This window comes from Mesobacillus subterraneus (assembly GCF_020524355.2).
In the GTDB taxonomy this organism is placed as follows: Bacteria; Bacillota; Bacilli; order Bacillales; family Cytobacillaceae; genus Mesobacillus; species Mesobacillus subterraneus_C.
Genome location: NZ_CP129019.1, coordinates 1,450,560 through 1,470,265, shown reverse-complemented (window position 1 = coordinate 1,470,265; position 19,706 = coordinate 1,450,560). Strand labels below are relative to the sequence as shown.

Here is a 19,706-nt window from a genome sequence, read left to right as displayed (position 1 = left end):
ATTCAACTTTTAATAAAGTAAAAATGGGCTATTATGCATAGCCCTGTTTAAAATACTAATGTGCTTCCTTAAAACCCTTAAGAAAGTCTTTGGTTTCATCTAGTGATATATGTTGGCTTACCACATCATATATATAGTCACCTTTTTGCCCCGTTAAGTGAACCCATTCTCCATCAGTTTCCTTCAAACTTGTTCCTTTCCATTTAATCTCATTTAGTTGAAATGGAGATACAGTAGTATCTCCCACTATTTCAAAGTCCCCTATCTTTCTGACATATGAATCTTTATGATGAACCCTTACAGACAACATCTGGGAAGAATTATGGTCATTGTCTGGGTCAAGAATGTAGTACAAATAGCCAATTTTATATTCTTTAAAGGTTTCGTAGCTAGCAGAGATTAGTTGTAGATCAGAATGATTAAACCCATAGAGAAATGGCATATCGGACTTCATAAGATTATATACATCTTCTATCTCACTAGAACTTTTCGTTCCAGCCACTGGTACTACCTCATTTTCACGAGGATCTATTATTACTTTCTCCTTATCTCTACTGTTGGGTACATATCCCTCTAAGTCTGGGGTAAATAATTTCGTGTCAATAGGTACATTAACTTCTAGTTTTGTAGGATGTAAATAATCAACAATATCGCCATTAGCTTTATACGTCTCATACTTAATTAATATACCTGTGTCCTTATCTACCCAAAAGCGGAATGATTGGAAATCTCTATGATTTTTAATCCCTTTTATCACAAGTGTGTTATGACCTAGTAATTCTTCATTTTGTTTTTCTATTTCCCACTTTGTTAAATCTCGTGTATAGTTGGAGGCAATCTCATATGGAAACAAGGTTTCATTTGCAGTGCTAATTGGAGGCCTTTCTCTATAATTCGTTTGTGGATTTCCATCGGAAGCAGTTGAAAACGCTTGATCTAATGTTAGTGTAGTGCCACTGTTTCGGTTCGCTCTGAATTCCATATAGGTTTTTAATGATTCATTTATTGACCACACTTTACCATCTTTATAAAATTCTCGAGAAGTTATTTCACCTGTATCAAGTGTTCTTTTGCCATATCCTCCTGGTTCTTGCTTTAAACTAATAGCATATTCAACAGTCTCATAGCCAGGACTAAAGCTATAGTGCATTTTATATTCTCCTCTAGCAGTTTCAAAATAATCTACTGAGTTTATCATTTTAGTTAAAATCTCTTCTTTAGACATTTCATCATAATTTTCTTCTTGCTTAGGTGGTATATATGCCGATTTCTCATTTGAAGGTTTATTAAGAGAATCCTGTGTATTTTGTTTTGTTTCAGGGTCATTTAATAAGTTCAGCTGCGTTCCAACAAAATAGGTAATACCCAAAAACATTATAGAAACGACGGAAAAGCTAAGGAGATAATTAAACTTATTTTTTAGTAAAGACCTATTCTTGTCATTTTTGGAGTTTTCAATTGAGCTCAACACTTGTTGATATTGCTTAGCATCAAAATAAACATCTTTTAGAATGGTACTATCCATTTTATCTTTTAGATTTTCCAGTTTATTTACCACTAATTGCCCACGCTCCTTCAAATGATTCTTTTAGTTTAATGCGTCCCCGATGTAATCTAGTTTTAACCGTATTAGGATTAATCTTTAGCAAATTCGATATTTCCTCAATTGAAAACTCCTGATAGTAAAATAATATAATGACTTCCCTTAATTTCACTGGCAACTCTATTACTTGTTTAGAAATTAATTCATTTGCCTCGCCGCCAAAAGGTTTCTTCTCTAGAGAATTATAGGTTTGGTTTGGCTTAAAGAAGTTAGTAAGATATAAATTTTTAAAGGACCAACTTTTTAAAACATCTTTACATCTATTTACGGTAATTCTTATTAGCCACGTTTTATAAGATGATTCATTTCGAAAGGTATCCATTTTTTCATAGCATTTAATAAATACATCTTGTGCAACATCCTCGGCCAACTGTTTTTGTTTCAAATAAGTATAGGCAATTCGTATAACATCATTGCCATAGGCGTTCATTAACCATTTAAGCTTTTCTTCACGATTCAAATGATTCAGAGGTTCTGATTTAGAGTAATCTATCATATCAATCATTTTCTCCTCGCTTCCCTTTTGCTTTTTTAATTAGACGATTCGGATTTTTTTAAGGTTCTATTCTAAGACTTTTTCACAAAGAAATTTTGAGTAAATCAATTTACTTTCAACTAAAAAAGCCACCAATTATGGCAGCAATTCAATATTACCTTTATAAAAGAATGTTTAGAAGTGTTTCTTAGGAAGCTTTAGTCAATATGTAAGGGAGTTACAGTAGCCTATTGGTTGGCTTATGCATTCTTTAAATTGAATGACATTTTATTTATTTACAGCTTTTCTTAAATTAACAACGTTATTCGGGTTCATTGCCCATTTTCCCATAAGTTCCATTTGTTTCTTTTTTAAATCCTCATACGGTTCCTCAACTAACTCGACTTCATTAAATCTTCGCTCAAAAGCGTTGGTAGCTTTTATTTTTCTATATCCACCAAAACCTAAATCATCGTTTAATAGCCACACTACTCTTTTAATGTTAGCGAACAATATTCCACCTGTGCACATTGGGCAAGGCTCTAAGGAAGTATAGATTGTAAATTTCTCTCTTTTAACTTTCGCATCTAAGATTATATGACCAGCATTTCTAATAGTATCAATTTCTGCGTGAGCTGTTGCATCTTGATTTGGATGAACTCTGTTTCTCCCCTTAGCAATTAAATTATAATTTTCATCAACAATAATTGCTCCTATTGGATAAGTGTTCTCTTTCAATGCCTGTTCGGCTTCTTTAAGTGCAAGCTCTGAATAATACCTATCTTTATCCCTATTCATAGTTACTCCCCTGACGTTTTTCAGCAATGACTTATAAATTCGCTAAATTAGAACCTTCTCCTTCTTTCACTAAACTGCTTCGTTTGTTTAATAAGGAATTCAAACAAAAAAGGTGCCTAATCCATCTTGGATCATGCACCCTTTAGTTCAAGTTAGAAAGTATTATAAACGAAACAAATTACCTACTGACAAAATTAAAATTATCAATAAAGACAGCCATAAAGTAAGAAAGACAGTTACACTACTTCATATCATTGATTTCCAACAACTTATAAAAAGACAATAAAAAAAGACCTTCGGGCGATACATACAATACACAAAAAAGTGTAGATCCATCGACCACTAAGGTCGTTTATTTACTCAATAACCCACTAAACCCGATAGGTTTGTAAAAAAAGAGAAACAAAAAGTAATATAAAATTATCTTACAATGTTTTCTTTCCCTTTAAAATCTCTTGGTATAGTTAAATCCTACGTTTTAATAAAAGTGTTGCAATGATTATAAGAAATACAATCGAAACAACTAAAACAAAAAGGCCAGTATAAACATTCAATGCAGGGTTGTCGAGCAAAGTGGAAGCTTCTCCATTGACAATCCTATTTATGTCCAAGTACGTAAAAGGTGATAGATGTGCAGCAGCGACAAGGTAATGTTTACTACCCATAAATCCCCCGATCACGATGAATACTGTAGACACAAAAACAACGAATTGACTTTTGATAAAGATAGATAAGAATTGGCTTAGTATAAGAATAAAGAGCAATACCACCAAGAATAAAGATATAATTTGCATGAGGTACAATCCTAAGGGAATGAATTGAAATCCATAATAAATGGATTTCATGCCTTTATAGTCGGCTGTACTAGACTCACTCAATCCATCATAATGAAGGATAGGGTAATTCCAATCACCAAACCGGTCAAACACTGTCCCAATTAGGATGACAGTTCCGAATAAAATTAAGCATGTGATAATTGATACAATAGCTGAATGAAGGATTTTCCCATAAAAAATCGATTGTTCCGAAACTGGCTGTGTCCGCAATAAGGAGATTGTCGGGCGTTTTCCCCTCTCATAAGCCAGCCCTCCACCCACTAAAAACAACAGGAAAACTAGCGGCAGGAAATGGGCGTGTTGCTGGAAGAATAAATAAAGAGAAAATAGCCCATTATCATCTATTCTTTCATTGTTTACTATCCATTCCCTTGACAGCTTTTTCGTATTAGTATGGATATTTAAGAGAAGTCCCCCGGATGAAAGAGGACGTATCTTATGCTTTAAAAGCCACTGCTTTTCTGCGATGCTGGCATCCATTGTAAATTGTCCAATATCATCAACGACACTGTAGGATGAATCAAATTCCCCGTTTATTAAACGATTATCAAACAATTGATATTCAATTAAATGAATATAATTCCCTTTCTTATAGTCAGCTATTGCCAGACTGATAAGGTCCGCTAATTCTCTATGAGCGTTTAAGGCAATTTCTTGTTCGTTTAGTTGCTCCATTAAATAAGAGGTTTCCTCTTCCTTCTCCAAGGCTGTCTGCAGGTCAGTCTTTATATCATTTATGAATTGTTCTTGGAAGGGAATAGCAACTTCAATAAAGTCGATTCTGGAACTCTCCAAATTAGCTAAGAATTCCTGCTCCTTTTCTTTTGCTTCTTGAGAAATAAAAGCATAGCCGCAAGCGATAAAAATAATCGAAATCGCTAAAACAAACCGATAATTTCCTTTCCTTATCAATTTCCTCCATTCAAAAACGACGATCTTCCATAAAGAGTTCCTTCTAGCACTTGTCGCTCCCTTTCGAAAGGGCTTCTTGATTATCCTGGAATCTAAAAAGCTATATTCTCGTTCAGGCAGATAGACGGAAAGGAAAATCAAAAACAAACTCCAAACAAATGCGCTAATGACATATAGACCGTCTTTAGAATCAGGCACCGCAGTCAATAACGGTTCTAAATGAAGCAAGTAAAAAGGATTGAGCGGAGTCTCTAGAACTCCTGCCATGCTCGTCAACAAATACCCAGCAAATAAAATGGAAAACGTAATAACCAGGGCATTAAAGGTGTTTTGCATCCGGGTGCCAATGAATAAGTTCAAACCGAATGCAAATATCAACGCAACTATAAATAAAAAAATATTTTTTAATAAATATATGGCGGTTGAAATGATTTCGACTTCTGCTCCATTAAAGACAACTTGCGGATATTCCAATAGCAACGGCTGCTTTCCAAGTGCCATTGGAATCAACAAACCAAGACAGATGACGAATAAAATATACACCAGTGACACCAGCAAGATACTTACATACTTCGAAGTTAGCAGATCCCTCTGTGTAATCGGTTGTGTTCTTAACATTAAGATTGTCTTTTGGTCCTTCTCCTGTGTCAATGTGGTCCCAAAGAAAAATAGCAGGATCACAAGCCCAGCAAGCCCGATAAACAGGCTGCTTAACTGCTTTAATATCAGGTGGGGAGAAGTCGGATGTTCTTCATTTTCATATGGAAGGTTGTTGTCGCGCATATAGTCATTTTTCTTCACAGCTATTACTTTTTCCATGCCTTGCAAAGGAGGAAATACTCCTCCAGCCGTTTCAAATCGGCCCAAACTGTCAAGGAATTCTCCTTGCAGTTGAGGAATCTCGTCCCACTTTTTGCGCTCAACAGCGATTTGCCAATTATACAAGGCGTACCTTGCTTCCACGATATATTCTTGCTGCAGCAATCCAGGTTCATCAAGGAGATCTTCATTCCGTTTTCCTTCTAGGCCTGTCTGGATCTGTTCAGCCGCATTTTCGTACTCTACAATTTCTTCCTTTAACTTAATAACCCATTCATTCTGCTGGGAAGCATTGAAATGAAAAAGGTATGCCGTGCTGATAAGAATGATCAGGAAAAGCCACCATATCTTTTTTTGTTTCCAAATTTTCTTCAGTTCAAAGGTTAAAAGATTCATAAGATCTCTTCCTTTTTTCCAAAAATCATCTGATACCGTTCCTCGGAACCGATGGCTTTTTTCTCGATGTTCAATACCTGCACCCCATGGGTGCTTAACTGTTTGAACAACTGACTTAAAGAAGCATCTCCCAAACTTACAATCAGTTGATTTTCTTTTCCATGTTCAACTTCTATACCTGCGGCACTCAATACCCCGATCACTTTTTCTGGCTGCTGGACTGTAAGCTCATAGGCAACTTTTTCGTGGAGAGATAAATCTTCCTCAATAAGCTGGCCATTTTTTAAAAAGAGAATATGGGATGTCACTCTATCAATCTCGGACAGATTATGGGAGGAGAGAATAATGGCTGTACCTTCCTTATTCAACTCCAGCAGCAACTTCCTTACCCGGATGGCACTTGTTGGATCAGGCCGTTTAGAGGCTCGTCCAGAATCAGAAGCTTTGGCTCGTTGACAATTGCCATGGTAAGCAATAGATGCTGCTTCATCCCTAAAGAATACTTGCCAACTTTTTTATGCAAATAGCTTTCCATTCCAACCCGTTCAGCTGCAGATAGGATTTGACCTTTCGATATGCCTTGGACATCTCCGATAAATTGAAGATGGTCATAGCCTGTCAAATAATCATAGAGGACAGAGTTATCCTGCATAAAAGAAACATAGCGGAAAATTTCCGGATCTTTATTGGTACGATTTAAAATTTTCACCTTGCCATGGTCCGGGCTGATCAAGTTGGTGACGATTCCAAGAAGGGTAGACTTTCCCGATCCATTCGGTCCAACCAAAGCAACGATTTCAGGCTGATGAATCCGGATGCTCACTCCATGTAACACTTTTTCTTTCCCATATGATTTTTGTATTTCTTCAACAGATAAAATCATGTTTATCCCCCGTATAGCAATAATATATTATTGCTTTCGTTACCCTTAGTTTTTCAGCTTATCTTGTTAAACTACATTGTTAGCTAAATAAGGAAATCAATAAAAAAGGACGTTAATCCTTTGGATCAACGCACCCCTTCGCTGAACCTTCTTTTGCTAAACTGCTCCCCCCTGTTCGAAAATAAGCAAGAATGTACCTAAACAATTTTGTATCAATATTTTTTATAAACTAATTATTCCTAACTTATAACTCCTAAATAATAAAGAACAAAATATGCAATAAAGCACAATAGAGATCCTACTAAGAAGGGATTAATGGTAAATGTTGCTTTCTCATGTTGTGGCTTGTAATTTCCTAAGAACATATGAAAAACTGCTACCTGTGAATTCTTTGACAATGCGTCTCCTTTAGAACTAAATAAAAATGCTATAATGGTAAATCCAGCTGACCCTAAAAACATTGTATCTACAAGATTTGTTTCAAAATAATGTGATACCCAAAAAAGCAAACCTAATTCTAAAGCCAGGACTAGTGAAACGAAAAATACATACCATTTTAACTTCAATGTATCCCCCCTTTTATAGTATTTATTACGAATAAAATAGTCAGAAGTTTCAAAAATATGTTTATATAGGCATTTAAATCTTAAGAAGCCACTTCCCCTATTCGGTGCCTAATTTGACTAATCAAACTCAGTCCGCTGCCAACTGGTAACTCTAAGCCAGTTCTTCTCACTGCTGGATCTACACCTGCTCACACCTAATCTGCAAGCATTTTCGAACTTCCTACTGACTCGTACTCCTTCATTCCTAACTGTTCTCTAAATTCTTATTGAACTAACCTGCCTCTTGTGTTCAATAAAAGGTTCCAACAAAATTACATTTTTTCATCTCTCCATTTTAAAAAAAGCAATAATAATAAAATTATTATGATTACCCACCATAAATACAACAGCAGTTCATTTAATGAGCCTGGAAACCTACCTTCCATTTTATATGAGAAAAATAAGCTATTAGTTAAACTTATAAACCCAATAAATATGGTAATAAAAACTTGCCACCAATATCTCACTCTTCTTTTCTCCTCTTTATATTTCATTTATTGATGTTTCCTCAACCATTGATCTTCAAAATACCTGCCTCGTTTGTTGAAAAGCGGCAAGACAAAATTATTTATCTGCATTTTCTATCTCTTTTAAAATGCTCACACCATTTCTTTTAGTTTCGTAAGTTAACACATATGTTTTACCATTTTCAATTAAATTCCATACCATTGTTTCTTTTATGAAAATTTTTGACTTTTCTTCCTCCAAATACTTTTTAGATAAATCAGCATTTGGAGGTGCTACGATAATATATCCTTCACCATTTTCTTCAGAAAGGTCTTTTTCCAAGACTGTAACCACAGCGAATGTTGAACTTTCAGACAGCAAATTATACATAAGAACAGCAGCGGTCAAAACTATTATAAAAAATATAGTGCTTATTACTCTTCTTTTTTTTCTCATACTTTTAAATAACTCTCCCTATTAAGTTCAGCTATGTAATACTAATTGTTCTCATCTTCGGCTCTGCATCTTTAGCTCAATAAGGATTTCAACAAAAAAAGGAGGTAATCCTTCCTGGATTATTTATTTACAAAGCTTTTTACCTTTTATTGATTAAGTTCATCAATCGATTTGAATATTCTTGAATATACTTCTTTTATGTATTCATCCGTTTTTTTATCATTATACAAACCGTATTTCCAACTTTTTAACGAATCATCTTCTTTTAATGTAAGAACCCCAACAGCATAGCTTTGACCAACAGACCAATTCCAAGACTCATTATATTCTGTTTCTTTTGCGGTAAAAGGGATATGATTATTAGCTGATATAAAAAAGAATGGAATTGTAGAATTTAGGTAAACGTCTGCATATTGGCTTTCAGCAGCCTCTAAAAGATTATTTTCCCTGATAACTACTGCGTCATAAGACTTCAGTTCTTCACTTGCCATTTCATCAAATGTGATCTCTGTAAATATCACTTGTTCTTCATTTACTTCTGGTGGTTCTCCAACCACCGCTATTTCTAAAGGTTTTCCTTCATACAACTCAATATCAGGACTTTGAGTACAAGCTGTTTGTGCGAATAATAGTATTAGCAATATAAAAGATAAATAGTTTTTACCTTTTTTTCTATACATATGCAATCCCCTTTACACATCAAATCATACCATAAAATCCCATATTTTTTATTGAAGGATTCTGCACCGTTAGTTCAACAACTTCCTTAAATCAATTCTTGTATAAGTTTTGTTATAAGTCGTACCATCATCATTATAAAAAATGGCTTTTTTCAAATATGGATCTGAAATTGGTTCGTATCCGAGTTTGCCAATTAATTTTATCATTTTGGGATTTTCTATTGGGTCAACACTAACAAATATCTCAGAATAACCCAAATCCTTTGCAATTTTTTCTCTATACCTTATTAAACCTGAACCTATGCCATTACCTCGATAATCCTCTTTTACATAAAGGTCACTTAATTTAGGAAGAGTGATACCATTTAATTTAAGAACTCCAAAGCCAAATATAAGCGAATTTTGTTCAGCGATTGCTAAGTATGCTTCCTTTTTCGCATATTGCATTAAATATCTCGTAAATAAATCTTTATTGTTTCTAATTTTGCATAAACCAGATAAGTCTGTTTCATTAGCCAATCTTATAGAGTATTCCATTTAACTCCCCCTGGATCGCTTGCCCAACATTACTGCATCGTTAGTTCCATAAGGAATTCAACAAAAATGGTGCTTAATCCTTCCTGATTCAACGCACCCTTTATTTGTATCTCAAACTGAACAGTTGGAGTTGGAAATCCTTTTGGAACTAATGCTAAATCTTCACTGAATCCAATCTCAACAGCATTATTTTCAACAAAGTTTAGTGATGATCCTTCGCTATCTTCTATAGTAGGAAGCCAAAGTAAACTACTACAAACACTTACAAGGTTGAATAAACACCTAATTAGAGATAAAATAAAATTATGAAATCACTATATCATCCACCAATCGAATCAATTCCCTATACAAAAGTACTTCACGCATTAAGTGAACCAAACCGCATTCGAATTATTCGATGCCTAAATGAAAGCCGAGAAAATAATTGTTCTGCCTACTCGATAGAATTAATGCTAAAAAAATCCACTGTTTCCCATCATATAAAAATTCTTCGAGAAGCCGGACTAATTAAAGGTAGAATTGAAGGAAAAGAACATTTATATGCTCTACGCAAAGAAGAGATAGATGAAAAATTCCCAGGTCTCCTCAATTCAGTATTTGCTGTAAAAGAGGCAGATATTTAGAACATGTGAATTAAATACACATGTTCTTTTTTTTGTGAAAATAAAAGAATTAATACAAAATCCTTGTGTAAAAATATCGACGATGTTATTATCATTAAAGTTCGATGGTTATCGAACCATAAAACAATGGAGGGGAATATTATGAATAACATATTAGTAATTAACGGACATGAATATTATGATTTTGCGAAAGGACAATTAAACAAAACTTTATATAAAGATATTGTTTCTACTTTATCTGAAAAATTTGAAGTGAAAACAACTATCATAGAAGAAGGTTATGATATTAAAGAAGAGCAAGAAAAATTCAAATGGGCTGATACAGTCATTTTTCAAACACCGATCTATTGGTTCTCCCTTCCTGCTGCATTTAAGAAATATATTGACCAAGTTTATGAATACGGTGTTTTCTTTGGACCAGCAATCAACCAATATGGTGACGGTGGTTTAATGAAAGGAAAAAAATACATGTTCTCAACTACATGGAATGCCCCTGAATCTGCTTTTAACAATAAAGATGCAGACTCTTTCTTAAAAGGAGCAGACATTGAAGAGGCTATTCGTCACTTGCATAACATGCAGGCTTATGTAAATATGGTCCCTTTCAAAACATTCGGCGCTCACGATGTTGTAGCAAATCCAGATATTGAAAAGTATCGAAACGATTTACAAAAACATTTAAAAGAAGTTTTTGAGATTTAAGATTGGGAGGTCAAATGGCAATGAATTTATCAATGGAATTGGCCAAAGTAAAGGAAGCATTTCTATCTAGAGCACCGAAAGAGGTGATAGAAAGCGTTGAATTAGCAACAGAGGAGCTGATTCATTCAGGATTGGCAACTGGCCTTCGTGTAGGTGAAAAGGCACCAGATTTTCTTTTACCTAATGCAATCGGAGAAAGAATCTCTCTATATGAGCAATTAGAAAAAGGGCCTGTTGTGTTAACATTTTATAGAGGTGGTTGGTGTCCTTATTGTAACCTTGAATTAAGAGCATATCAGAATGTACTTAATAAAATTCAAGCAGCAGGAGCTACCCTTATGGCAATCAGTCCACAGAAACCAGATGTATCTCTTTCTACAACAGAAAAGAACGAATTATCATTTGAGGTACTAAGCGATGATACGTATGAGACAATCAAAGCTTATAATCTTTACTTTACTTTCCCTGAACATCTAATTCGCACATATTCAGACAAATTCAATATCAATTTAGCTGAAATAAATGGATCTGATAAACCTTGGAGTTTACCTATACCAGGCACATTTATTATTGATCAAGATGGTAAAGTGATATTTGCAAGTTCAGATGCTGATTATATGGAACGATTAGATCCATCAGAAGTAGTGAACTTTTTAAAATAGAGTTTATAAAAGGTGTCCATCTGGACGCCTTTTCTTTTCATAATCGATGGCTCATAAACAAAAAATGTTTGTTTCACAATGCCCCTTGTTTAATTGAATTTCTTCGCAATCTTAAAATGGTATGACTTCGTTTACGATTTTTGAAAACAACTATAAACATTCGACTAGAAGTTCTTAAATAAGCTTTAGTAAATGGAGTCCATTATCTTTTGAAATCCAAAGGGTGAAGTGAAAGCTAAGTAATCCTATTACAATAGAAGAAGCAGCAAAAACAACAAATTTACGAAAGGAAATTCCCCTCATATTTATAGGCGCTAAGAAATACTTTACTTAGACTAAAGGCAGTAATAAATATTATGATTGCTGAAAACATAGTTGCTAAGATTACCTCCATTGTGCAGCTCCTTTTAAAAACTCATTTATTGATTTTATAAAAAATTAATCAAATGCTTCTTCAACATTACTGCCCCTTTAGCTTAATAACACCAATTATAATACGTGAAGGTTTTCGATAGTAAAGGATACAATCTTTTGATTTTCATCTAATAAGGCTTCACAGGATAACGTTAAATCGCTACTTTGATTATCAATCCATAGTTCAAATTCTAAGGCATATCCAGAACCATCATTATATTTATAAAAAGCGACGTTTTCATAAGCTGCATCAGGAGGAACTGTTAATGTTCCCCATAGGCTCAACTCTTCTCTAAGGTCATTTATTGTAAGCCCGTTTTGTAACTTCTCTTGGATATTAATAAAATCACCTTTAACCAGATCTAGAATAGTTTCTCGAAGTAACAACTTAATTTTGTATTTTGTCTCCATAAACCCACCACACAGTCTTAATAATTCTGCAAATACCTTCTTAAGCTAACCTGCCCTTTTAGTCGAACAAGCAGCACGATTTGGAGCTCTGGTACCCGTTAGTGAAAATTTATTTTAAAAAATTCCGAAGGACATCAATAATCAAAGGAATTCCGCAAACTACCATTAAAGCAAACCCACTATATCGAAATATAACTTCTACATTATCCGTAACGTCTTTCCAAAAGAAAAAATGAGGTACAGGTAAAATCATTAATACAAAACCAACCATAAACCCATAAAAGAAAGTTCTTTGTTTATCCAATTTTATTCCTCTTCCCTACAATACTCTTCTTCAACATAACTGCATCTATAGCTTAATAAGGAATTCAACAAAAAACTACATAAATCCTTCCTGATCAACTCCCCCCTTACTCTTCACTAAGTTTTAGTTTTCCCTTTTGAAAACCTTATTTCGTTCTATAACTGTACATCCGTTATTCCGGAATGTTTTAAGCATTGGAAGGTTGTTGTGACCAGTGCAGCCAATATAATAGATCGCCATAAAGTCATTTTTTAATATTTCTAATGCTTGCTGATGAAGAAGTTTGCTTTTTCCCTTCCCCCTTTCGTTTGGAATGATGCCAAAATAAAATATCCTTCCTTCTTCTGAAGTCCCTGGTTCTATATGGGGCATAACTACTCCGATTGGATTTCCTTTATCATAAGCAATAATACAAGATTTCTTATAGTTTGGGCCTAACTCCAACTCTACACTTCGCATTTGTTCATCAACATCTAGCGAAGAAGGTGCATTTAATGATCCTTTCATAGATTCCTCCCAAACCCTTTTAAACTCTGCTAACGAAAGTTCGTGTAAATTCTTTAGTAAGAACCCGTTTTCAACCTTAGATGAATCATCTAAAACCTTGTGAACAGTAACATTCTCATCATGTAACTTAAACCCATTTTCTATTAAAAGAGAGTCTACTTCTTTGTTGAATTTACTATTTACCAGTATATTTACATTTTTACAGTTCTTTATAAATGACTGTCCCATCAGATATGTTAAAAGTTCAATTAGCTCTTGATTCGCCAGACTTTTTGTATCTTCTATAGTTACAAAGTTTTCTCCTCTTACAATTTTTATTCTTGCCAATAAATTAGAATTGCTTTGTGAATTCTTTACCTCCATCTTTTCAGCCCCTTAAACACAAATATAAAAGCATGGGACCACAGATGATCCGCAGTCCCACTCTATCATTCATTATTCAAATTCGATTATATTCCTAACAAACAAGTGCTTACTTTTATAAACAATTAAACTGACCACTGCAAGCAGTATTCCTGAGATCATAAACACGATTCTTATTCCCAGTAAATCTGCTAACAGTCCCATAACAAGAGAACCAACGCCAAAGATTCCAGTACCGATAGCTCCTAACGAAGTATAAACCGTTGATAGCTGTTCTTTTGTAACGCTGGTTTGTATCACTGTTTGTTGAGGTATGCCTTTAATTTGTCCAAAAATCCCTACAAAGAGCGACAATAGGAGTGCAGCTATTGGTATGCTGTTTATGCTAAATAGTAATGTTACTAAGGAACTTAGGATTGAACCTATAAATATAAAGGTCCCCAATTTTTTTCAATGATTGAAGAAAATTTAATACAGTAAACACTTCCTAAAATCAATCCTATAAAGAAGGCACCATTGATAAATCCCCACCACTGTCCACCAACCTCTAAAGCATCGTTAACGAACACAAGGAGTATGGCTGCTATCCAAACCGTTACTGCGATTGTCTCATAGAAGTCTAGCCAAGCAATCTTTCTTAATACTGGAGTGTTAGATAAAGTTACCCATCCCTCTGTAATCTGTTCAAATTTCCCTTTAGCAGCCTCAACTCTATTATCTGCTACATTTTCTAAAAGGCTGAGCAAGATGCTTGCTACTATAAACAAACCTCCTGCCATCCATACCAGTTGCTGTGAGCTCATAATAATCAAGAATAAACTCCCTATGAACCACATCACTGCTTGTATGATCTGTGTAACAGTTTCTGCAAATCCATTGGCTTTAATTAATTGACTAGGATTAACATAGTATGGAATTAATGTCTGCCTTATTGGATTTGCGCAGCCATCTAGTAAAGCAATCAATCCTATGATTAAGAAAATCAAAAAATAATTTGATGCTGTAACTCCACCTAACATTACTCCCAGAATAAAAAGCAGAATAGTCTTTCCGATTTGCGATCCAGCCATTAACCATTTAAGATTTACTTTCCCCACCAAAAGTGGTGTTAACAGACTAGATATAAACATGGAAGAAGTAATTGTAAATGGTACAAATGAGGAAGCTGTTGCCGAGCCCGTTAATACAAAAATCGTACTGATGATACTGACCATATACAATACATCGCCAATATTAGCGAGTGATTGACCCAATAGTAATAAAGAAAAGTTTTTATTCAAGTTCATTTTATGTCCCCCAATTTCTGAAATGAATGTTTTCTAAAATAGGGACATTTTTAAATTGGATAGTTCATTAAATATTTACTCCTTTCATATATCTGATAAATCTGGGGGACTAGATTTATCACAAGAATTGTTAGTATCATTATTAAATTTTTATATGAACTTCAGGCATATTTAAGACACTTAAAAACATTGTATTTGTAAAACTTATACTGCACACTCATATTGAATTAACCTGCTTAGTTTAGCAAAACCGCTTCCTGTATTTGTACTTCTCCATATACATTTCAACACTTCAAATGAATTAGCTCATTAGAAGACTTAGTTAAATTAACTAAGTTTGTTAGATATTATACAAATTCAATTCACCAAGTCTAAATTTCTATAAAACTGGCAAGAATACCTTCTAATATCCTAATTAAATGGGAGGGATTGGTTTGTTGTTATCAACTGCTTGGAAATCCTATGAAGCTGACAAACGTATAGAAGGCTTTTCACCTTATACTTTAAAAGCATATGGAATTCAAGCTAAGCTACTCATTGGTTATTTTAATGATCCGAATATCGATAGTTTCGAGACAGAAGGTTTAAAAAAAATATCTTGTTACTCAAGGAAAGGACTTAAAACCCTCAAGTTTGGCCCACAGAATCCGGTTTATGAAGTCATTGTTTCGATGGTGTCACGAGGAAGGCCAAACCATAAATCCAGCAGCAAAGATCAAGGAACCTAAAGCCGGCAAGAGAATTCCAAAGTTTCTATCAGAAAGGGAGATTGAACTTTTACGTGAAGCCTGTATCAGTCCTATGGAAAAGGCACTATTCGAATTGATGTTTTCTACTGGGTGCAGAATTGGAGAAATCGCTGCACTTGACCGCAATTGCTTTAATTGGTCTAACCGCTCTGCCATCGTCAGGGGAAAGGGTGACAAGGAACGTGAGGTGTATTTTAATATTCGGGCTGAATTATGGCTTAAGCGATACATTGATAGCCGCCAGGATAAAGATCCGGCCATTTTTGTAACAGAGAGACAGCCACACAGGATGAGTATTGCACAGATGAGGTATTACATTAAGAAAATCTCAGCGCGTGCCGGCATAGATAAGGAAATTCATCCCCACCAACTCAGACACAGCTATGCCACCCATTTATTGAATAATGGAGCCCCAGTTGAAGTTATCCAAAGCCTTTTGGGCTCCACGAGAAAAGTGAAACCACTCGAATATATGCCCTATTAAGCGGAAGGCTGAGACAGGAGTTTTATCAGAAATATTTCTAAGAAAGCGAAGAAGCAACGCAAATTATGCGTTGCTTCTATACTCTTGCTCACCTTAGTTCAACAAGGGTTGTAGATTAAAAATGATTAATCTCCTTGCTATCCATTATTCTTTCTCGTTGCTATCCACTAATGGTGGTTTAACGATTCCATGAAGTATGATACTTTTTTCTTTAAAATAGCTAAAAAATTCATGCTGGATAGCAAACTGGGGTATTTTGTATATTTCCTGCTTGTTCATATCTGATGTAAACACCATTATTTCCCCGTTTTTAAGTGGTAGCTTATATGTATTAGCCATATCTCAATCCCCTTTCGATACACGATTAAATTATATATAAAAGAGATTATTTAGCCGCATGTTGTTTATTAGCACCCGTTAGTTTAAGTGAAAGGGTTCGCAAACTTGTAAAAGCACGGCAAACCTTGCTGGATTATAAAACAAAAAAGATTGCAAAAAACAGAACAATTGTCCATATGTAGGAAGTAAGGATTGTTTTGTTGATACGATTGTTATTTCGTTGTTTCTTGTGCTCAATAGAAAAAATAAAGAGAAATATTAAAAATAGAAAGTAAATAAGGAATACATATAAGAGTGACCTCCACTGTTCCACCCAGCTCATAATTGTGTTAATGACGTTCTACAATGTCCAGAACTTGACGGCGCTAATTGTCCTAAAACTGACGGAATCACTGTCCATAATGAAGGGGAAGCAGCTCCGTTGCTTCCCCAATAATTTTACAAGTCAACTTGATACGTCTCATTTTTCTTAAGGTAGAACCTAACATCATTTCGACCCGTAAGGATGTACCAGTCTCTGCCCAGTTCCAGTCGACAGGAAAGAGTCTTCCCATTTCCCAGATGTAGATCAAACCATTCCCCACATCGCATCTTATAACCAGAATTTTCTCCCCAAAACACAACCCAACAATCCAACTCTTCATTGTAATTCATTTCTTTCCAGCGACTTTTCATGAAAGCTCACCCTGGATGACTTGCTTGATCATATGGTCGTCAATGATCCTTCGGCCATTTTGTGAGCCATAGAGTAGACTATGTGTGCAGAGTTTATTTATGAGCCTTGCGGCACCACCAGAAAACCGATGGATTTCGTCAAGAGCCCCATCAGAGAATATTGGTTGGTCAACTCCGGCATAACGAAGATGCCTAGAAACATATTCCTCAACCTGGGCACGATCGAGATGTCCTAACTGGAATTGGATATCGATTCTTTGGCGTATCGCTGCGTATGATTGGAGTCGAAGCCGATCCCACAATTCACTTTGACCGACGAGAATGAGTGCCATCGGGCTTTGCGAATCCATCTTGAAGTTCAGTAGGAAACGAACCTCTTCAAGCATTTCCCGGTCCAGAAGATGGGCTTCGTCCACTACCACTACAGGTTGTAGCCCTCGTATGCCTTTCATTAATTCAATCTCACGATGAAGCTGCCGTTTTGCATCTCCTCGATAAAACTTCGCTTCAGAACCTAACTGTTCCAAAAGACCTTTGTAAAAATGACGAGGCGTTAACTTAGAGTCGGACAGGTAAAGGATATGGAATTTCCCTTTATCCAATTTGTCCACAAACTTACGGATGGTTGTGGTCTTGCCAGTACCACTATCCCCACTCAGAACGGCAAAAAGCTGTCTTTCAGCTGTGTACTTCAGCCTTCCAAGAATTTCATGCATCATGGAGGAATCATACAATTGATCAGTCGGAAGATCTCTGGAGAAAGGGGTGTTATCCATTTCATAGAAGGCTTCAAACACGAGAATCATCCTCCTTCCAAACGGCACGGAAGGTCACGGCAGGTTTCTGTTCAGTTTGACGTTCCTGGTTCTTTCGTTCAGCTGCCTTTAATAGTCTTGAAGATTCTACACCCTGCACCTGCAGGTGCTCAGGTAATGCAGGACGCTTCCCAGCTCTTTCCCCAATGACAAGCTTCTTGGCTTTCCAAGGAGTATGATCATCGAACTCAATGGTAAGCTCCTCGATATTCGCAGGGTCATAAACTACCTCAACCTGTCGTCCAATGAATGCCAGGCCGACTTCATATTTTTGATCCATGAAACTGATGCATCCCGATTTATCGACTTTCCTCGTGTCACAATGGAGAAATGCATTACTCAACGTATCCGGATCGATGAACCGAATCGCTTTCTTATCTGAACGAAATGCCGTTTCTGAGCTGATTTTCTCCCCGAGTGCCGAATGGGGCTTATTCTGATAACACTCTGTCAGCCACACTTGGAAAAGTTCATTCAGACGATCCAAAGTATTGGGTTTTTCGATGACAGCTTCACTGATGAAAGAATCTATGACTCTATTAAAGCGTTCAATTTTCCCTTTTGATTCAGCTGAGTATGGCCGTGTGTAAGTAAGGCGGGTGCCTATTTTTGAACAGGTACGCGACATCCACTTGGTTCGATACTGCTTTCCATTATCGAAATAGACAGCTTCTGGAACACCATACTTCTGGATGGCCTGACGGAAGGCATCCTCAATGATCCTTGAATCCAATGTAGGATAGAAAGCTGCATGAAGCACAAACCTGGTGGCGTCATCGATAAAGGCGACAAGATATACTTGTTTCTTCATTCCATTCGGACCAATCGGCAAGTAAGGCCCATACTTGATATCTGACTGCCATAGTTGGTTGCGGTGTCGCTTCTGAAATCTCCTGGCAGCTACTCCTGTCTGGGAATAGAGTCGCATATGCCTTGTACTGTAACCTTTTTCCGTGAGCTTTTCCTGGAGTGTTGACCTTTTGATCTGTCCTGGTTCAGCCAAATCTTCCCATTCGAGAATCTGTATGATTTGAGCTACGCTCCGGCTAGGCACTTCCTTACGCAGAAGGATTGCCTGTTCCACTAAATGAGGAGGGATAGCTACTGACTTTCTAGTACCTTTTCTTCCTTGCGGCTTCAGTCCTCCAAACCCATCTTCCTGAAATTGAGCAAGATATCGCCTAATGGTTCTTTCTGAAAGTCCGCTGGCCTTCGCTATCTGGTCTCTTAACTCCTTTACTTTCCCAGCGTCAAGCCCCTCTGCCAATAATGGGGATATCAGCTGAAAACGCTGCACTGCCATTTCTTCTGATTTCTTATGGTCACTCATGATACATTCTCCTCTCTGTGTCTATCACGAGTGTAAATCAGGTTCTATTGGACAATGAATGCAGAACGGGTGTGTAACCATAAATTAATATTTACGATGGGACGGACAATTCTTGTCAGCCAACCATTGGCATCTCCTGCCATGCGTCCTATCCTTTGAAGTGCGGTCCCTGAACATTTGGACGTAACATCCTGGGGGATCTTTCCCTGGTTGGTCCTGATCATGATGGAATTCAAACAGCCGATCCAATAATCCATAAATTGATGAAACCAGCCGTGCCATCTCGAAAGAGTGGAATCATCGGCAGCAACAATGTGGGTGGATGGGTTCGTAAGAACGTCTTCGATACATTCAGCCTCATAGCGTTTATAAGGAATCAATAAATCTGGAAGTTCATGATGGATGGTCTGACAATTGGTGCACTGCAATCTTCGGATGTTATATGTTTTACTCTGACCTGTATGATCCTTGGCTTTTCGATTCTTTGTACCTCTAACCAACATGTCTTTACCACAGCAAGGGGAAGGAATCCTCCCCGCACCCCTAACTAAAAACTCCAGTAAGAGTGTTTTCAATCAGCTGATAATCTGATACA

The 19,706-nt window shown here is 36.2% G+C and carries 23 protein-coding genes and 1 pseudogene; 4 read left to right on the top strand and 20 right to left on the bottom strand.

What is annotated here, in order from left to right:
- Window positions 1–55: 55 nt before the first annotated feature.
- The 10 genes from LC048_RS07455 to LC048_RS07410 form a co-directional block, all read right to left on the bottom strand.
- Window positions 56–1,558, bottom strand: a complete 1,503-nt coding sequence (locus tag LC048_RS07455; protein WP_023613408.1) for a hypothetical protein — start codon at window positions 1,556–1,558, stop codon at window positions 56–58.
- Window positions 1,548–2,108, bottom strand: coding sequence for a sigma-70 family RNA polymerase sigma factor (locus tag LC048_RS07450; RefSeq protein ID WP_226607753.1), 561 nt, complete (start codon window positions 2,106–2,108; stop codon window positions 1,548–1,550). The genes LC048_RS07455 and LC048_RS07450 overlap by 11 nt, the downstream gene beginning before the upstream one ends.
- A gap of 258 nt (window positions 2,109–2,366) precedes the next feature.
- On the bottom strand, window positions 2,367–2,876 hold the full coding sequence (locus LC048_RS07445; protein WP_102263259.1) for a nucleoside deaminase: 510 nt from the start codon (window positions 2,874–2,876) through the stop codon (window positions 2,367–2,369).
- Between the two features lie 464 nt (window positions 2,877–3,340).
- Complete coding sequence (locus tag LC048_RS07440) at window positions 3,341–5,839, bottom strand: ABC transporter permease (RefSeq protein ID WP_102263260.1); 2,499 nt, start codon at window positions 5,837–5,839, stop codon at window positions 3,341–3,343.
- Window positions 5,836–6,207: a hypothetical protein gene (locus LC048_RS07435; protein WP_306049872.1), complete on the bottom strand. Its 372-nt coding sequence runs from the start codon at window positions 6,205–6,207 to the stop codon at window positions 5,836–5,838. Before LC048_RS07435 ends, LC048_RS07440 begins: the two co-directional genes overlap by 4 nt.
- Before the next feature lie 17 nt (window positions 6,208–6,224).
- Complete coding sequence (locus tag LC048_RS07430; protein ID WP_306049870.1) at window positions 6,225–6,722, bottom strand: ATP-binding cassette domain-containing protein; 498 nt, start codon at window positions 6,720–6,722, stop codon at window positions 6,225–6,227.
- 239 nt (window positions 6,723–6,961) lie between these two features.
- A complete protein-coding gene (locus LC048_RS07425) occupies window positions 6,962–7,288 on the bottom strand; it encodes a hypothetical protein (RefSeq protein ID WP_102263262.1) in 327 nt (108 codons plus the stop codon).
- 603 nt (window positions 7,289–7,891) lie between these two features.
- On the bottom strand, window positions 7,892–8,230 hold the full coding sequence (locus tag LC048_RS07420; RefSeq protein ID WP_102263264.1) for a hypothetical protein: 339 nt from the start codon (window positions 8,228–8,230) through the stop codon (window positions 7,892–7,894).
- A gap of 146 nt (window positions 8,231–8,376) precedes the next feature.
- A complete protein-coding gene (locus tag LC048_RS07415; RefSeq protein ID WP_102263265.1) occupies window positions 8,377–8,910 on the bottom strand; it encodes a hypothetical protein in 534 nt (177 codons plus the stop codon).
- Between the two features lie 69 nt (window positions 8,911–8,979).
- Complete coding sequence (locus LC048_RS07410) at window positions 8,980–9,447, bottom strand: GNAT family N-acetyltransferase (RefSeq protein WP_102263266.1); 468 nt, start codon at window positions 9,445–9,447, stop codon at window positions 8,980–8,982.
- 305 nt (window positions 9,448–9,752) lie between these two features.
- Between LC048_RS07410 and LC048_RS07405 the strand changes: the two genes are divergently transcribed.
- From LC048_RS07405 to LC048_RS07395, 3 genes are all read left to right on the top strand, one after another.
- Window positions 9,753–10,070 (top strand): ArsR/SmtB family transcription factor, encoded by a 318-nt coding sequence (locus tag LC048_RS07405; protein ID WP_102263267.1) that lies wholly within the window; start codon window positions 9,753–9,755, stop codon window positions 10,068–10,070.
- Window positions 10,071–10,211: 141 nt separating this feature from the next.
- Window positions 10,212–10,772, top strand: coding sequence for an NAD(P)H-dependent oxidoreductase (locus LC048_RS07400; protein WP_102263268.1), 561 nt, complete (start codon window positions 10,212–10,214; stop codon window positions 10,770–10,772).
- 14 nt (window positions 10,773–10,786) lie between these two features.
- On the top strand, window positions 10,787–11,434 hold the full coding sequence (locus tag LC048_RS07395) for a peroxiredoxin-like family protein (RefSeq protein WP_226607750.1): 648 nt from the start codon (window positions 10,787–10,789) through the stop codon (window positions 11,432–11,434).
- Window positions 11,435–11,923: 489 nt separating this feature from the next.
- On the opposite strand, the gene LC048_RS07390 is transcribed toward LC048_RS07395, so the two are convergent.
- The 5 genes from LC048_RS07390 to LC048_RS07370 all read right to left on the bottom strand — a co-directional run bounded on the left by LC048_RS07390 (window position 11,924) and on the right by LC048_RS07370 (window position 14,719).
- Window positions 11,924–12,259 (bottom strand): DUF7668 domain-containing protein, encoded by a 336-nt coding sequence (locus LC048_RS07390; RefSeq protein ID WP_102263269.1) that lies wholly within the window; start codon window positions 12,257–12,259, stop codon window positions 11,924–11,926.
- A 109-nt stretch (window positions 12,260–12,368) separates the two neighbouring features.
- On the bottom strand, window positions 12,369–12,563 hold the full coding sequence (locus LC048_RS07385; RefSeq protein ID WP_102263270.1) for a hypothetical protein: 195 nt from the start codon (window positions 12,561–12,563) through the stop codon (window positions 12,369–12,371).
- A gap of 123 nt (window positions 12,564–12,686) precedes the next feature.
- Window positions 12,687–13,433: a GNAT family N-acetyltransferase gene (locus LC048_RS07380; RefSeq protein WP_102263271.1), complete on the bottom strand. Its 747-nt coding sequence runs from the start codon at window positions 13,431–13,433 to the stop codon at window positions 12,687–12,689.
- A gap of 72 nt (window positions 13,434–13,505) precedes the next feature.
- Complete coding sequence (locus tag LC048_RS07375) at window positions 13,506–13,787, bottom strand: MFS transporter (RefSeq protein WP_306049866.1); 282 nt, start codon at window positions 13,785–13,787, stop codon at window positions 13,506–13,508.
- 68 nt (window positions 13,788–13,855) lie between these two features.
- On the bottom strand, window positions 13,856–14,719 hold the full coding sequence (locus tag LC048_RS07370; RefSeq protein ID WP_226607748.1) for an MFS transporter: 864 nt from the start codon (window positions 14,717–14,719) through the stop codon (window positions 13,856–13,858).
- Window positions 14,720–15,153: 434 nt separating this feature from the next.
- Between LC048_RS07370 and LC048_RS07365 the strand changes: the two are divergent.
- A pseudogene (locus LC048_RS07365) lies at window positions 15,154–15,993 on the top strand (tyrosine-type recombinase/integrase).
- 103 nt (window positions 15,994–16,096) lie between these two features.
- Here the strand turns inward: LC048_RS07365 and LC048_RS07360 are convergent.
- The 5 genes from LC048_RS07360 to LC048_RS07340 form a co-directional block, all read right to left on the bottom strand.
- A complete protein-coding gene (locus tag LC048_RS07360) occupies window positions 16,097–16,291 on the bottom strand; it encodes a hypothetical protein (protein WP_102263274.1) in 195 nt (64 codons plus the stop codon).
- A 438-nt stretch (window positions 16,292–16,729) separates the two neighbouring features.
- Window positions 16,730–16,945 (bottom strand): DUF5348 domain-containing protein, encoded by a 216-nt coding sequence (locus LC048_RS07355; protein WP_226607956.1) that lies wholly within the window; start codon window positions 16,943–16,945, stop codon window positions 16,730–16,732.
- A 17-nt stretch (window positions 16,946–16,962) separates the two neighbouring features.
- A complete protein-coding gene (locus LC048_RS07350; protein WP_306048676.1) occupies window positions 16,963–17,763 on the bottom strand; it encodes an ExeA family protein in 801 nt (266 codons plus the stop codon).
- Window positions 17,756–19,111 (bottom strand): DDE-type integrase/transposase/recombinase, encoded by a 1,356-nt coding sequence (locus LC048_RS07345; protein ID WP_226607953.1) that lies wholly within the window; start codon window positions 19,109–19,111, stop codon window positions 17,756–17,758. Before LC048_RS07345 ends, LC048_RS07350 begins: the two co-directional genes overlap by 8 nt.
- Before the next feature lie 44 nt (window positions 19,112–19,155).
- Complete coding sequence (locus LC048_RS07340) at window positions 19,156–19,686, bottom strand: DUF6431 domain-containing protein (RefSeq protein ID WP_226607951.1); 531 nt, start codon at window positions 19,684–19,686, stop codon at window positions 19,156–19,158.
- Window positions 19,687–19,706 lie beyond the last annotated feature (20 nt).

Coding starts and splice junctions, on each gene's coding strand:
- LC048_RS07345 (WP_226607953.1), bottom strand. CDS start 19,111: ATGAGTGACCATAAGAAATCAGAAGAAATGGCAGTGCAGCGTTTTCAG.
- LC048_RS07405 (WP_102263267.1), top strand. CDS start 9,753: ATGAAATCACTATATCATCCACCAATCGAATCAATTCCCTATACAAAA.
- LC048_RS07415 (WP_102263265.1), bottom strand. CDS start 8,910: ATGTATAGAAAAAAAGGTAAAAACTATTTATCTTTTATATTGCTAATA.
- LC048_RS07355 (WP_226607956.1), bottom strand. CDS start 16,945: ATGAATTACAATGAAGAGTTGGATTGTTGGGTTGTGTTTTGGGGAGAA.
- LC048_RS07380 (WP_102263271.1), bottom strand. CDS start 13,433: ATGGAGGTAAAGAATTCACAAAGCAATTCTAATTTATTGGCAAGAATA.
- LC048_RS07395 (WP_226607750.1), top strand. CDS start 10,787: ATGGCAATGAATTTATCAATGGAATTGGCCAAAGTAAAGGAAGCATTT.
- LC048_RS07445 (WP_102263259.1), bottom strand. CDS start 2,876: ATGAATAGGGATAAAGATAGGTATTATTCAGAGCTTGCACTTAAAGAA.
- LC048_RS07430 (WP_306049870.1), bottom strand. CDS start 6,722: ATGATTTTATCTGTTGAAGAAATACAAAAATCATATGGGAAAGAAAAA.
- LC048_RS07390 (WP_102263269.1), bottom strand. CDS start 12,259: ATGGAGACAAAATACAAAATTAAGTTGTTACTTCGAGAAACTATTCTA.
- LC048_RS07450 (WP_226607753.1), bottom strand. CDS start 2,108: ATGATTGATATGATAGATTACTCTAAATCAGAACCTCTGAATCATTTG.
- LC048_RS07360 (WP_102263274.1), bottom strand. CDS start 16,291: ATGGCTAATACATATAAGCTACCACTTAAAAACGGGGAAATAATGGTG.
- LC048_RS07400 (WP_102263268.1), top strand. CDS start 10,212: ATGAATAACATATTAGTAATTAACGGACATGAATATTATGATTTTGCG.
- LC048_RS07420 (WP_102263264.1), bottom strand. CDS start 8,230: ATGAGAAAAAAAAGAAGAGTAATAAGCACTATATTTTTTATAATAGTT.
- LC048_RS07440 (WP_102263260.1), bottom strand. CDS start 5,839: ATGAATCTTTTAACCTTTGAACTGAAGAAAATTTGGAAACAAAAAAAG.
- LC048_RS07370 (WP_226607748.1), bottom strand. CDS start 14,719: ATGAACTTGAATAAAAACTTTTCTTTATTACTATTGGGTCAATCACTC.
- LC048_RS07410 (WP_102263266.1), bottom strand. CDS start 9,447: ATGGAATACTCTATAAGATTGGCTAATGAAACAGACTTATCTGGTTTA.